15 protein-coding genes are annotated in these 13135 nt (G+C 70.3%); 6 read left to right on the top strand and 9 right to left on the bottom strand.

The features are described 5' to 3' along the window. Nucleotides 1-83 precede the first annotated feature (83 nt). From sigM to ABD401_RS12205, 5 genes are all read left to right on the top strand, one after another. A complete protein-coding gene (gene sigM / locus ABD401_RS12225; protein WP_425566123.1) occupies nucleotides 84-854 on the top strand; it encodes an RNA polymerase sigma factor SigM in 771 nt (256 codons plus the stop codon). After that, the gene (locus ABD401_RS12220; protein WP_344605022.1) at nucleotides 851-2389 is read left to right on the top strand and encodes a zf-HC2 domain-containing protein; all 1539 of its coding nucleotides are present in this window, start codon (nucleotides 851-853) and stop codon (nucleotides 2387-2389) included. The genes sigM and ABD401_RS12220 overlap by 4 nt, the downstream gene beginning before the upstream one ends. Nucleotides 2390-2490: 101 nt before the next feature. Continuing rightward, nucleotides 2491-3456, top strand: a complete 966-nt coding sequence (gene trxB, locus ABD401_RS12215; protein WP_344605020.1) for a thioredoxin-disulfide reductase — start codon at nucleotides 2491-2493, stop codon at nucleotides 3454-3456. Between the two features lie 108 nt (nucleotides 3457-3564). Continuing rightward, nucleotides 3565-3888 carry a thioredoxin gene (gene trxA, locus ABD401_RS12210; protein WP_425566122.1) on the top strand — a complete coding sequence of 108 codons (324 nt, stop codon included), beginning with the start codon at nucleotides 3565-3567 and terminating at the stop codon, nucleotides 3886-3888. Between the two features lie 178 nt (nucleotides 3889-4066). Continuing rightward, entirely contained in the window at nucleotides 4067-5257 is a 1191-nt protein-coding gene (locus tag ABD401_RS12205) for an N-acetylmuramoyl-L-alanine amidase (RefSeq protein ID WP_344605018.1), read from the top strand. Nucleotides 5258-5402: 145 nt separating this feature from the next. Here the strand turns inward: ABD401_RS12205 and ABD401_RS12200 are convergent, their stop codons facing one another. From ABD401_RS12200 to rpmH, 9 genes are all read right to left on the bottom strand, one after another. Continuing rightward, the gene (locus tag ABD401_RS12200; protein ID WP_344605016.1) at nucleotides 5403-6020 is read right to left on the bottom strand and encodes a GNAT family N-acetyltransferase; all 618 of its coding nucleotides are present in this window, start codon (nucleotides 6018-6020) and stop codon (nucleotides 5403-5405) included. Nucleotides 6021-6027: 7 nt separating this feature from the next. Then, nucleotides 6028-7107 (bottom strand): ParB/RepB/Spo0J family partition protein, encoded by a 1080-nt coding sequence (locus tag ABD401_RS12195; RefSeq protein ID WP_344605014.1) that lies wholly within the window; start codon nucleotides 7105-7107, stop codon nucleotides 6028-6030. 68 nt (nucleotides 7108-7175) lie between these two features. Then, nucleotides 7176-8087 (bottom strand): ParA family protein, encoded by a 912-nt coding sequence (locus ABD401_RS12190; protein WP_344605012.1) that lies wholly within the window; start codon nucleotides 8085-8087, stop codon nucleotides 7176-7178. Nucleotides 8088-8210: 123 nt separating this feature from the next. Further along, entirely contained in the window at nucleotides 8211-8885 is a 675-nt protein-coding gene (gene rsmG, locus ABD401_RS12185; protein WP_344605010.1) for a 16S rRNA (guanine(527)-N(7))-methyltransferase RsmG, read from the bottom strand. Next, entirely contained in the window at nucleotides 8882-9310 is a 429-nt protein-coding gene (locus ABD401_RS12180) for a Jag family protein (protein ID WP_344605059.1), read from the bottom strand. Before ABD401_RS12180 ends, rsmG begins: the two co-directional genes overlap by 4 nt. Nucleotides 9311-9553: 243 nt before the next feature. Continuing rightward, nucleotides 9554-10549, bottom strand: coding sequence for a membrane protein insertase YidC (gene yidC, locus ABD401_RS12175; RefSeq protein WP_344605008.1), 996 nt, complete (start codon nucleotides 10547-10549; stop codon nucleotides 9554-9556). Beyond that, the gene (gene yidD, locus ABD401_RS12170) at nucleotides 10546-10809 is read right to left on the bottom strand and encodes a membrane protein insertion efficiency factor YidD (protein WP_344605006.1); all 264 of its coding nucleotides are present in this window, start codon (nucleotides 10807-10809) and stop codon (nucleotides 10546-10548) included. Before yidD ends, yidC begins: the two co-directional genes overlap by 4 nt. After that, on the bottom strand, nucleotides 10806-11150 hold the full coding sequence (gene rnpA / locus ABD401_RS12165; protein ID WP_344605004.1) for a ribonuclease P protein component: 345 nt from the start codon (nucleotides 11148-11150) through the stop codon (nucleotides 10806-10808). The genes yidD and rnpA overlap by 4 nt, the downstream gene beginning before the upstream one ends. A 9-nt stretch (nucleotides 11151-11159) precedes the next feature. Next, entirely contained in the window at nucleotides 11160-11297 is a 138-nt protein-coding gene (rpmH, locus tag ABD401_RS12160; RefSeq protein WP_019874415.1) for a 50S ribosomal protein L34, read from the bottom strand. A gap of 252 nt (nucleotides 11298-11549) precedes the next feature. Between rpmH and dnaA the strand changes: the two genes are divergently transcribed. Then, on the top strand, nucleotides 11550-12980 hold the full coding sequence (gene dnaA, locus ABD401_RS12155) for a chromosomal replication initiator protein DnaA (RefSeq protein ID WP_344605002.1): 1431 nt from the start codon (nucleotides 11550-11552) through the stop codon (nucleotides 12978-12980). The last annotated feature ends 155 nt before the right edge of the window (nucleotides 12981-13135 follow it).

The raw sequence follows: 13135 nt of genomic DNA, 5'->3' as shown, positions 1-13135 counted from the left end.
GCCCGAGTACGGCTCCGTTCCAGATGTCCCGAGCCCGGAGGTTTCGTTGAGTACCGTTAGCCCGACGTGACACTCCACCATCGGTGCTGACATCGGCAGGGGGCCCCGGGCTCGTGCACAACCTGACCGAGGTCCCTGACCGGCTCCTCCTGGAACGGCATCGCGAGGGCGACCCAGACGCCTTCGGCGAGATCGTCCGCCGGCATCGGGACCGTATGTGGGCTGTCGCACTGCGCACGCTGGGCGACCCCGAGGAGGCGGCCGACGCCGTCCAGGACGCCCTGGTGTCCGCGTACCGCGCGGCCGAGGGCTTCCGCGGGGACTCCGCGATCACCACCTGGCTGCACCGGATCGTGGTCAACGCCTGCCTGGACCGGGCGCGGCGCAAGAACATCCGCAAGACCGTCCCCCTGCCCGACCAGCAGGAGGACGAGGAGAAGGGCGGCCGCGACGTCGCCGTCGCGGAGGACCCGACCGACGGCGCGGACCTCTCGATGGACATCGCCGCCGCCCTCGACACGCTCCCGCCGGACCAACGCGCCGCGCTGGTCCTGGTCGATCTGCAGGGCTACCCCGTCGACGAGGCCGGGAAGATTCTCGGCGTCCCGACCGGCACCGTGAAGAGCCGCTGTGCGCGTGGCCGCGCTCGGCTGGTACCCCTTCTCGCCCATCTGCGCCAGGGCGGTGACCCACCCGGAGGACATTCCCGCCGGGAGGGGAACGAGAACGGCCCCGGCAACGTCGAAGGTGAGGTCAAGAACAAAGTCGTGCCCTTGCACCGGGGCGCGGCGAAAAGTTCGGGGGGACCGCCAGGCCAGTCCGGGCCGGCGGAGGGAGCGGACCGGCGGACATGAATACGCATGAGCACCTGTCGATAGAGACCCTGGCGGATTACGCCGAGGGTCTCCTCGGCGACGCCGAATCCACGGCCGTCGCCGACCACCTCGCGAGCTGTGCCGACTGCACGGCGGAGGCCGATCTCCTGGTCTCGGTGAGCACCATCCTTGCCGCCGACGACCCGGGGCCGATGCCCGAGCAGTACGCGGCCCGGATCGATGCCGCTCTCGCCGATCTGGCTGCCGCGGAGCCCGTGACTCCGAAGCGTGTCGGGACGACTCCACCGGGTAAGGGCGCCGAAGGGGCCGCGGTCATCGATCTCGCCTCCCGCCGTCGCTTCGCCCCCGCGGCCCGGGTCACCTCCGTCGCCGCCAGCCTCGTCCTGCTGATCGGCGGCGTCGCCATCGGCATGCAGGCCCTCGACAACACCGACGCCGGCAACCCGGGCGACGACCTGGGCGCCCTGGACAACCCGAGCGCCGAGCCCACGAACTCGGCCCGCTACCTCGCCTACGCGCTCAGCGCGAAGGAGAAGCCGAAGGGCAAGAACGCCGAGCGCCGCAAGGACGGCTCGGTCGCGGACAAGCGCACCGGCGCGGTCTTCCTCAAGAGCGGCAAGGTCCTCTTCCCCGACGGCGTCGTCGTCGTGCCGAAGAAGGACGGCCAGACCGAGGTCCGCACCTTCGACGTGCAGTCCGGCAAGTCCCGCAAGATCGCGACGTTCCGCGCCGACGACCCCCGTCCCACGGTGACCGCTCCGGCACCGGAGACACCCCAGGCGGCCGAGAACACCCCGCAGGCCACGCCCGAGCCGACGCCCCAGGCCCCGGCGGCGAGGCCGTCGAACGGCCCGAACAAGGCCTCGACGATGGCGGCGCAGTCCGCGCAGAGCGACCCGTACGTCACGAACTCGGGCGACACGTACAACCCGGACAACTTCGCCGCGAAGGTGCAGGCACTGCTGCGCAACGCCGGCTACACCGCCGAGGGCGCGCCCGCGGGCTCGGCCTCGAACTCGACCGACCAGGGCCGCGCGGCGTCCAAGGCCGTGCGCTCCGATTCCCAGTCCGACGCGGCGGTCCCCGCCCGGGGTCCGGCGCCGGCCGAGCTCCAGGCCAAGGTCAAGCGGTGCGCCACCCAGCTCAAGCTCGGCGAGGTGCTGGCCGGCGACGCGGGTGTCTGGCGTGGGCAGAACGCGACGGTCATCGTCGCCCGCAACGGCTCCGAGGCCAAGCAGGCCGTCGGGTACGTCGTCTACGGCGAGTGCACGAGCGCCGCACCGGCCACCGCGGCCGACGTCCAGTGGGAGATGCGGGTCGACTTCCCGTCCGCCCAGGCCGAGCCGGCCCCGACCACGTCGGACGGCAACAGCGGGTCGAACCAGTCGCCCTCGAACAGCAACTCCAACACCAACTCCAACACGAACACGGTCACGCCGTCGGTGAAGACCAGCACCGCCCCGTCGGTGAGCACGAGCACGGTGACCCCCGGGGTCACCTCCTCGGTCGGCAACACGCTGACGAACGGCCTGGCGACGTCCACGGAGCCGTGAGCCGGGGGCGGGAATCGCCCGCCCCTAGGATCGGTTGAACGCGGTGGACCCCGAGATCTGGGGTCCACCCGCAAGACACCGATACCGGCGAAAGGCCTGGCGTGACTGACGTGCGGAACGTGATCGTGATCGGCTCCGGGCCGGCCGGCTACACCGCGGCGATCTATGCGGCGCGCGCGGACCTTCAGCCGCTCGTGTTCGAAGGCGCCGTCACGATGGGCGGCGCCCTCATGAACACCACCGAGGTCGAGAACTTCCCCGGCTTCGCGGAGGGTGTGCAGGGCCCCGACCTGATGACGGCCATGCGCGCGCAGGCGCAGCGCTTCGGCGCCGAGCTCGTGCCGGACGACGTCGTGTCGGTCGACCTGACCGGCGAGATCAAGAAGGTCTCGACGGCCACGGGCGAGTTCTCCGCGCGGACGGTGATCATCGCCACCGGCTCCAAGTACAAGGAGCTCGGTCTGGAGAACGAGAAGCGGCTGTCCGGGCACGGCGTCTCGTGGTGCGCCACCTGCGACGGGTTCTTCTTCCGCGACCAGGACATCGCCGTCGTCGGCGGTGGTGACTCGGCGATGGAGGAGGCGACCTTCCTCGCGCGGTTCGCCCGCTCGGTGACGATCATTCACCGCCGCAATGAGCTGCGGGCGTCGAAAATCATGCAGCAGCGCGCGCTCGACAACCCGAAGATCACGTTCCTGCTCGAGCACGAGCCGATCGACATCCTCGGCGAGAGCAAGCTCTCCGGCGTCGTCGTCCGCAACACGCGGACCGGCGAGGAGTCCAAGCTCGAGATCACCGGGCTGTTCGTGGCGATCGGCCACGAGCCCCGCTCGGAGCTCTTCGTGGGCCAGGTCGACCTCGACGCCGAGGGCTACGTGCTCGTCCAGCACCCCACCGCGCGGACCAACCTGCCCGGCGTGTTCGCCTGCGGCGACGTCGTCGACCACATCTACCGCCAGGCGATCACCGCGGCCGGCACCGGCTGTGCCGCCGCGTTGGACGCCGAGCGCTTCCTCGCCGCCCTCGAGGGCAACGCCGGTCAGACCGGCGGCCTCGTGGAGGCCTGACCCCCGTCCGCACCCGGTGAATGCCCGCTGAATGCCCGCTGAGTCACCGCGAACTTCCCGCCAACCCCCGCCGGCCATCCGACCGGCAACCGAACAGGAGAACCCCTGATGGGATCGATCGAAGCCGTCACCGACGACACCTTCGCGACTGACGTGCTCGCGTCCGAGGTACCCGTGCTCGTGGACTTCTGGGCGCCGTGGTGCGGCCCCTGCCGCCAGGTCGCCCCGATCCTCGAGGAGATCGCGGCCGAGAACGCGGGCAAGATCCGCATCGTGAAGCTGAACGTCGACGAGAACCCGAAGACCGCGGCCAAGTACGGCGTCGTCTCGATCCCGACGATGAACGTCTACTCCGGCGGCGAGGTCGTCAAGCAGATCATCGGTGCGCGCCCGAAGCCGATGATCCTCAACGAGCTGGCGGCCTTCGTCTAAGTCGTTCGGCTGAGCCGTACGCGGCCTTCACGTACGTCACAACGCCCCGGGTCGGCGCGCCCGGGGCGTTCGCCTGACCCGAGCCGCCACACTGGCTACGCTCGGACGCTGGTCCTGTTTCTGTCCTGATCTCTGTGCGGCAGCCGCCGCCGACCGTGGTGCGGAGGAGGCGAGCGCCTTGGACAACTCGCGGCGTCACCCCGTGCTCCGGCTCGGAGACACCGGTCCCGCGGTGGCGGAGATCCGGCGCAAGCTCGTGATGCTGGGCCTCCTCCCCGATCCCGGTGAGGCCGTTCTCGACCCGGACGAGGCCGTCTTCGACGCCGCCTGCGACCGGGCGGTCCGGCACTTCCAACAGCAGCGGGGGCTGAACGTGGACGGCCTGGTCGGCCGGGAGACCGCAGAGGCCCTCGAGGAGGCCCGCTACCGGCTCGGGGACCGCGTCCTGTCGCACCAGGTCAGCCGCCTGCTCCGCGGCGACGACGTGGCCGCCCTGCAGCGCCGGCTGCTCGACATGGGCTTCAACTGCGGCCGCGTGGACGGCATCTTCGGCGCCGACACCGCGCAGGCCCTCCGCGAGCTGCAGCGCAGCCTCGGCGTGACGCCGGACGGCACCTGCGGCCCGGAGACCTTCCGCGCGCTGGACCGGCTCGCCCGCACCGTCACCGGCGGCCACCACCAGAACCTGCGGGAGGCCGAGGCGCTGGCCCGCTCCGGACCCCGGCTCGGCGGCAAGGTCATCGTCATCGACCCCGGCCACGGCGGCCTGGACCACGGCAACGTGGCCAACGGCCTCACCGAGGCGAGCATCGTCGAGGACCTCGCCGCCCGCGTCGAGGGCCGCCTCACGGCCACCGGCGTCCAGGCGTACCTGACGCGCGCGATCAGCGCCCGCCACTCGCGGCGGACCAACGTCGACGACGAGTCGCGCGCGATGTTCGCCAACGAGGCCCGCGCGGACCTGTTCATCTCCCTGCACGTCGACTCGCACGCCAGCCCCCTGCCGAACGGTGTCGCCACGTACTACTTCGGCACCGACCGCTGGGGGCAGTCGAGCGCCACGGGTGAGCGGTTCGCCGAGCTCGTCCTGCGCGAGATCGTCGCCCGCACCGACCTGCTGAACTGCGGGACGCACGGCAAGACCTGGGACCTGCTTCGCCGGACCCGGATGCCGGCCGTCCGCCTCGACCTCGGCTACCTGACGAACCCGGGCGACGCTGCGCGCCTCGCCGACCCGTCCTTTCGTGACGTGGTCGCGGAGGCGATTCTCGTGGCCGTCCAGCGGCTCTACCTGCCCCCGGAGGACGACGCTCCGACCGGCGCACTGCGGGTCGACAGCCTGTGGGCGGAGTCCGGCTCCCGCTCCTGATCAGGACGCACGAAACCCTTGTGACACAGGGACACTGACGTGACGTCAGTGACTCATGCCCGCTGTTCTGACCGCAATTCAGACGCGGTTCCGTCGCGATCTGACGGAGCGTCGGAGCGGCACCCCTCGATGCCCTGATGACCCGTCAGACCGGCCGGAACACCGGTTCCGGGGCCATCGACCCGAGCAGCCGCTCGAGGGCGACCTCGACGTCCTCCCGCCAACTCAGGGTGCTCTTGATCTCGAGCCGGAGCCGGGGGTACCGATGGTGCGGCCGGACGGTCTTGAAGCCGACCGCCAGTAGGTAGTCGGCGGGGACCAGACACCCCGGCTTGTCCCACTTCGCGTCGCCGAACGCCTCGATGGCCTTGATGCCCCGGCGGACCAGGTCCTTCGCGACGCCCTGGATCAGCATCCGGCCCAGGCCCTGCCCGGAGAACTCGGGCAACACGTGCGCCGTGGTGAGCAGGACGGCGTCGCCGCTGACCGGGCTGGTCGGGAACGCGACCGAGCGGGGGACGTAGAGCGGCGGGGAGAAGACGGCGTAGCCGGCGGTCACGCCGTCGACCTGGACGAGCTTGCCGCACGAGCCCCACTCGAGCAGGGTCGCGGAGACCCAGGCCTCCTTCTCCAGCGCCGGGTCACCCGCCTTCGCGGCACGGTCGGCCGCAACCGGGTCGAGCTCCCAGTACACGCAGCTCCGGCAGCGGACGGGCAGCTCGTCGAGGTTGTCGAGGGTGATGTTGACCAGACGGCGCGTCATCAACCGCTCACTCTCCGCGAAGCGACCCCAGCATCGTACCCGGAGACATCAGCCCCACAATGCGCTCGAGATCCTCGACCGAGGCGAACTCGACGACGATGCGGCCCTTGTTCTGGCCGAGCTGCACCTTCACGCGGGTGTCCCACCGGTCGCCGAGCGTGGCGGCCAGGTCGTCCAGTGCCGGAGCGGTCCGGCGGCCGGCCCGCACCTTGCGCGTGGGCTTGGGACCGGCGTCGCCGAGCGCGATGAGCTCCTCGACGGTGCGCACCGAGAGGCCCTCGGCGACGATGCGATTGGCGAGGTGCTCCTGGGCCGCGGCGTCGTCCAGCGCCAGCAGCGCCCGGGCGTGCCCGGCGGACAGCACGCCGGCGGCGACGCGGCGCTGCACGGGCGGCGGCAACTTGAGCAGGCGGAGCGTGTTGGAGATCTGCGGCCGGGACCGGCCGATGCGCGCCGCGAGCTCCTCGTGCGTGCACTTGAAGTCCTGGAGCAGCTGGTCGTACGCGGCCGCCTCTTCCAGCGGGTTCAGCGCGGCCCGGTGCAGATTCTCCAGGAGCGCGTCGACGAGCATCTTCTCGTCGTCGGTCTCGCGGACGATCGCGGGAATCGTCTCGAAGCCGGCCGCCTGGGACGCGCGCCAGCGCCGCTCCCCCATGATGAGCTCGTACTTCTCGTCGCCGAGGGGACGGACGACGATGGGCTGGAGCAGGCCCACCTCCTTGAGGGAGTGGATCAGCTCGTTGAGCTGCTCCTCCTCGAAGACGTGCCGCGGCTGCTTCGGGTTCGGCGTGATCGCGTCGAGCGGGATCTCCGCGAAGTAGGCGCCGGCGACCAGGTTGTCCGATTCGCTGTCGTCGATCCACCCGGCCGGCGTGCTCGGGACCCCGGACGACTCGACGGTGGGCTCCGGGTCCGAGGGCTCGTCGGGCACGGTCGCCGCGGGGGACGGTGCGGACGCCGTGACCACGGTGGGAACCGGGGCGGTGGGGGCGTCCGGCTCGGTCTCGGTCGGGCGAGGGGCGGCGGGAGCGCTGGTGGGAATCAGGGCTCCGAGTCCGCGGCCCAGTCCCCGGCGGCGGTCAGTCACGGCGTGCGTCCTTCGGTCGAGCGGTGGGTTTCACGTGAAACACGTGAGCGTGGAGCGGGGTCGGGCGGTCAGATCGCCCCGGCAGCGGCGATCTCGCGGGCGGCTTCCAGGTACGTCAGCGCCCCGGCCGAGCCCGGGTCGTACGTCATCACGGTCTGACCGTAGCTGGGGGCCTCGGAGATCCGGACCGAGCGGGGCACCGCGGTCCGGAGCACGATGTCCCCGAAATGGGACCGCACCTCCTCGGCCACCTGCTGAGCGAGGCGCGTCCGGGAGTCGTACATGGTGAGCAGAATCGTCGACACGTTCAGCTCGGGGTTGAGGTGCGCCTTCACCATGTCCACATTGCGGAGCAGCTGGCCCAAGCCCTCCAGCGCGTAGTACTCGCACTGGATCGGGATCAGCACCTCGCGGCTCGCGACCAGGGCGTTGATGGTCAGGAGGCCGAGCGACGGCGGGCAGTCGATGAGGACGTAGTCGAGGTCCTCGGTGTAGGACTCGATCGCCTTGAGCAGCCGTGACTCCCGGGCCACCAGCGAGACGAGCTCGATCTCCGCGCCGGCGAGATCGATGGTGGCCGGAACGCAGCTGAGCCCCGGCAGCCCCTCGACCTCCTGCACGCACTCCTTGATCCCGGCGCCGTCCACGAGGAGCTCGTAGGTCGACATCACCCCGGAGTGGTGCGGGACCCCGAGCGCGGTGGAGGCGTTGCCCTGGGGGTCGAGGTCGATCACGAGGACCTTGAGCCCGTGCATCGCCAGCGCGGCGGCGAGATTGACGGTCGTCGTGGTCTTCCCGACGCCACCCTTCTGGTTCGCGACGACCATGACCCGTCGCCGGGCCGGCTTCGGCATCCGGGGCAGTGCGCCGCCGCGAATGGCCGCGGCGGTCCGCGCCTCGCTGGCGATCGGCAAATCCTGGTCCAGGGGATCGCGGGCCGCCGGAGCCGGCGACCCGTAGACCGGGTCGTGCGATTGCATACCCGCGTCCTTTCCTGCAGTACTCACGTCTGGGTCCGTTTCACGTGAAACCGCGAACCGTGGAGCTGGGCCGACGGGCCCGACGACATGTTTCACGTGAAACCGTTGCTCGTTGATCTGGCCTTACCTCGTTGCCTGGCGCCGCGTTTCACGTGAAACAACGGCATCGATGACGGTCGTGGGGTCCCCGGCGGGGCCGAGGCTGCGCACCTGGGGGTCGACCACCCCGAGCGCGGTGAGTCGGGGAAGAGCGGCGGCGAGCTCGTCCGCGGCGGACGAACCCTTCAACACCAGCAGCCGGCCGCCGGACCGCAGCAGCGGGACGGTCCAGTCGGCGAGCTTCTCCAGGGGAGCCACCGCGCGCGCGGTGACGACGTCGAACGTGCCGAACAGATTCCGGGCGGACTCGGCGCGGTCCCGGCGCACGGTGACGTTCTCCAGCCCGAGCTCCGCCACCGCTTCCACCAGAAAGGTGGTCCGCCGCTCCATGGGCTCGATCAGGGTGACAGGCACGTCCGGCCGCAGCAGGGCGACGACGAGCCCGGGCAGGCCGGCTCCGGAGCCGACGTCGGCGAGCTTCTCCCCCGCCCGCAGCTCCGGACCGATCCGGCCGCAGTTGAGCAGGTGGCGCTCCCACAGACGGGGCACCTCCCGCGGGCCGATCAGCCCCCGCTCCACACCGGCCGTCGCCAGCAGGTGCGTGTAGGCCTCGGCCACGGCCAACCGCTCGCCGAAGAGCTCGCGCGCCGCCTCGGAGGGCGACGGCGCGAGCTGGGCGACCGGCGGCCCGGCGCTCACGCGGGATGAACCACCACGCGCCGGTTGGGCTCCTCGCCCTCCGACTCGCTGCGCAGCCCCGCCTCGGCGATCGCGTCGTGCACGATCTTCCGCTCGAACGGGGTCATCGGGGCCAGCTTCACCGACTTGCCGCTGGCCTTGACCTCCTCGGCCGACGTGCGGCCGAGGGCAGTGAGCTCCTCACGCCGGGCGGCGCGGTAGCCCCCGATGTCGAGCATCAGCCGGCTGCGCTCCCCGGTGGCCCGCAGGACCGCGAGGCGGGTGAGTTCCTGGAGCGCCTCCAGCACCTGGCCGTCCTTGCCCACCAGCTGCTTGAGATCGGCGCCGACGATCGAGACCGCCGCGCGGTCCCCCTCGACGTCCATGTCGATGTCACCGTCGAGGTCGGCGATGTCGAGCAGACCCTCGAGGTAGTCCGCCGCGATCTCGCCCTCCTGCTCGAGCTCGGCGAGGCGGGCCTTCGACGGCTTCCGGGGACTCCGACGCTTCGCGCCCTCGCCCTCGCCGTTCTCGGTGGCAGCGTCGTTCGGGCCGTCGGTGCTCTCGACGTCGTCGCGGTCGAGGTCGTCGACGGCGGGCTCTGCGGACTGACTCACCGCGTGGATCTCCTTCGTGGTCGGCGGGCAACCGATCCGCACGCCAGGCGCGGTCCGATCGACCTGGTGGTGCTAACGCTTCTTGGAACCGGCGCGCTTGCTCTTGGGCTGGCGCTGCGGTTGCTGCCGGACGCCCGGCGTCCCGTTGGCGGCCGCCTTCTTGGCCGGCTGCGGGCCGCGCGCCCGCACCGGCGCGGACGGGCCCGAGGGCTTCGATGACGGATCGTCAGAATCGTCGGACGCGCTGGTCACCGCCTCGTCCGGCCGCTTCTTGCCCTTCTTCTCCTGCCGCTTGAGCATGGCGTCGTGCGCCTTGCTGCCGACGGCGGGCATGCGCCGGATGACGTACATCTGCTGGCCCATCGACCAGAAGTTCGAGACCAGCCAGTAGAGCAGGACGCCGACGGGGAAGTTGATCCCGAACACCGCGAACATGATCGGGAACAGGTACATCATGACCTTCTGCTGACGCATGAAGGGCGAAGCTTCCATCGCGCTGGCCGGCATGTTCTTCGTCATCAGCTGGCGCTGCGTGTAGAACTGCGACCCGCTCATCGCGAGGATCATGATGACCGTGACGATCTGCACGGTCAGGGAGTCGGCACCGACGAACTTGTCGTCGAGCCCCGCTCCGAGGAAGACCGCGTCCCGCGCGCTGCGGACGTCCTCGAGGTCGAGAACGCCGATGGCCTGTTCCTTCGAGACGCTGTTCAGCACGCGGTAGAGCGCGAAGAAGATCGGCGCCTGCGCCAGGATCGGGAAGCAGCTGGCCAGCGGGTTGGTGTTGTGCTCCTTGTAGAGCTTCATCAGCTCCTGGGAGGTCCGCTCGCGGTCACCCTTGTACCGCTGCTGGATCTTCTTGATCTCCGGCTGCAGCTGCTGCATGGCGCGCATCGACTTGATCTGCTTCACGAACAGCGGGATCAGCAGGATGCGGATGACGACGACCAGGCACACGATCGCCAGGCACCACGACCAGCTCGGGCTCAGGCCGAGGCTGTCGAACCCGGTGTGGAACGTCAGGATGATCCACGAAACGGCGTCGTACAGCGGTTCGAAGATCTTCACCGGGTGACTCCCTGGACTGACTGTGAACTGCGAAATCTACGCGAACGCCGTTCCGGGACGAAGTCCAGGCCACCGGCGTTCCAGGGGTTGCACCGGACGACGCGACGGGCGGTCAACCAGCCGCCACGCAACGTGCCGTGCACCCGGAAGGCCTCGTACCCGTAGTGCGAGCACGAGGGGTAGAACCGGCAGACCGGCCCGAGCCAGGCGCTGACCGTCCACTGGTAGAGCCGGATCAGGCCCATGAACAGGTACTTCATCGCCGGACCAGCCGGGCGAGACCCGCGTCGACGTCGGCGGCCAGATCGGCCGAGCTCGCGGCCGCGGCCGGTGGCAGCGCGCGGAGCACCAGGATCGACCCCGGGGGGAGCGCACTCAGGCGCGGTCGCATGACCTCGCGCAGTCGCCGCTTGACGCGGTTGCGCGTGACGGCCGGACCCACAGCCTTGCCCACGACCAGCCCGACGCGGGGCGGGAGCGACGCCGGCTCCGCCGGCGCGCGCAGATGCAGCACGAGCGCAGGTCGACCGGCGCGACGGCCACCACGAACGGCGGCAGCGAAGTCCGGGGCGCGGCGCAGCCGGTTCCCGGCGGGGAGCATGGTCCGCGATCAGGCGGAAAGGCGCGCGCGGCCCTTGGCTCGGCGCGCGGTCAGGATCGCCCGGCCGGCGCGGGTCCGCATGCGCAGCCGGAAACCGTGCGTCTTGGCGCGACGGCGGTTGTTCGGCTGGAAGGTGCGCTTGCTCACGGGGACTCTCCTGCTGGGTCTGGGGTCGCGACGGGCATCGGCGGGCGCACGGAATCACACGCCACCGCAGCGCGACCTGGACACGGTACGCACCCCCCTCGCGGACGGTCAAACCGGCGGGTACGCACACTCGTCCCCAGGGTGTGGATCGGTCTGTGGACGAGGGTCGGCAGACCTTGCGCGAACCGACATAATCCACCAGATCCCCCCACAACCGGGGATCAATTTTTCGAACCGCTGAGGGGCGCCGACGTGACGGACCACGATCCGAACCTGACCCAGCTCTGGAACCGCGCCCTGCTCGACCCGACCCTCGCCGACCTGCCGCAGAACCACCGGGCCTTCCTGCGTCTGACCAGGCCGATCGCGCTGGTGGAGGGCACCGCGGTGCTCGCCGCGCCGACCGAGTTCGCCCGGGACATCATCGAGACCCGCATGCGCGAGCAGCTCACCGCGGCCCTCGCCCGCGAGTCCGGTCAGGACGTCCGCATCGCGGTGACCGTCGACGAGGGCGCGAACTCCGACGCCGCCCCCGGCGCCACCGACGACGAGGACTGGGACGACGGCGGGGAGGGCGACCGCGTCGCCGGCGGTGACCTCAGCGACCCCCCGGCCGTCCGGCTGTCCGAGATCAACACCGACACCGATGCGCGGCTGAATCCCAAGTACGTCTTCGAACGGTTCGTCACCGGTTCGAGCAACCGGTTCGCGCACGCCGCGGCGGTCGCCGCGGCCGAGGCGCCGGCGAAGGCCTACAACCCGCTGTTCATCTACGGCGACTCCGGCCTGGGGAAGACCCACCTGCTCCACGCCGTCGGGCACTACACCTCGGGGCTGTTCCGCGGACTGAGGGTCCGTTATGTCAGCTCGGAGGAGTTCACGAACGACTTCATCAACGCGATTCGTGACGGTCGGGCAGAAAGCTTCCGGGCCCGCTACCGCAACGTCGACGTCCTGCTCATCGACGACATCCAGTTCCTGGAGAACAAGGAGCAGACGCAGGAGGAGTTCTTCCACACGTTCAACACGCTCCACAACTCCTCGAAGCAGATCGTCATCACCTCCGACCGGCCGCCGAAGCAGCTGGTCACGCTGGAGGATCGCCTCCGCAACCGGTTCGAGTGGGGCCTGATCACCGACGTCCAGCCGCCCGAGCTCGAGACCCGCATCGCGATTCTGCGGAAGAAGGCCGCTCAGGAGGGCCTGGACGCTCCCCCGGAGGTCCTGGAGTACATCGCCGGCAAGGTCTCGGCGAACATCCGCGAGCTCGAGGGCGCGCTGATCCGCGTCACCGCGTTCGCGAGCCTGAACAAGCAGGTCGTCGACCTCTCGCTCGCCGAGATCGTCCTCAAGGATCTGATTCCCGATCACACGGGCCCGGAGATCTCGCTCGCGACGATCATGGCGCAGACCGCGCAGTACTTCGGGATCTCGATCGACGACCTCTGTGGACAGTCCCGCTCACGCGTGCTCGTGACGGCGCGCCAGATCGCGATGTACCTGTGCCGCGAGCTCACCGAGATGTCGCTGCCGAAGATCGGTCAGGCCTTCGGCGGCCGCGACCACACCACGGTCATGCACGCCGAACGCAAGATCCGCCAGCTCATGGCCGAGCGCCGTTCGGTCTACAGCCAGGTCACCGAGCTGACGAACCGGATCAAGCAGCAGACCCGCAACGCCTGAGCGCGGTCCGGCGCCGGCCGGCTGTCCGGCACCTGAGTGACGCCTTTGTCACCAACCCACAGGTGTGTACAACCCTGTGGATGCTGAAAAATCTCTAAGAGAATGATCGTTCGGCGTTTGTCGACCGCGCGGATGTGGATGGCCGGTGAACGATC

This window comes from Sporichthya brevicatena (genome assembly GCF_039525035.1).
GTDB lineage: Bacteria > Actinomycetota > Actinomycetes > Sporichthyales > Sporichthyaceae > Sporichthya > Sporichthya brevicatena.
Note: the sequence above shows the minus strand (reverse complement) of the source record. Positions and strands in the feature narration are given on the sequence as shown.

What these genes read in the sequence shown, in the direction of transcription:
- rnpA (WP_344605004.1), bottom strand. Translation starts at nt 11,150, where the DNA reads ATGCTCCCCGCCGGGAACCGGCTGCGCCGCGCCCCGGACTTCGCTGCC.
- trxA (WP_425566122.1), top strand. Translation starts at nt 3,565, where the DNA reads ATGGGATCGATCGAAGCCGTCACCGACGACACCTTCGCGACTGACGTG.
- yidD (WP_344605006.1), bottom strand. Translation starts at nt 10,809, where the DNA reads ATGAAGTACCTGTTCATGGGCCTGATCCGGCTCTACCAGTGGACGGTC.
- ABD401_RS12200 (WP_344605016.1), bottom strand. Translation starts at nt 6,020, where the DNA reads ATGACGCGCCGTCTGGTCAACATCACCCTCGACAACCTCGACGAGCTG.
- ABD401_RS12220 (WP_344605022.1), top strand. Translation starts at nt 851, where the DNA reads ATGAATACGCATGAGCACCTGTCGATAGAGACCCTGGCGGATTACGCC.
- ABD401_RS12190 (WP_344605012.1), bottom strand. Translation starts at nt 8,087, where the DNA reads ATGCAATCGCACGACCCGGTCTACGGGTCGCCGGCTCCGGCGGCCCGC.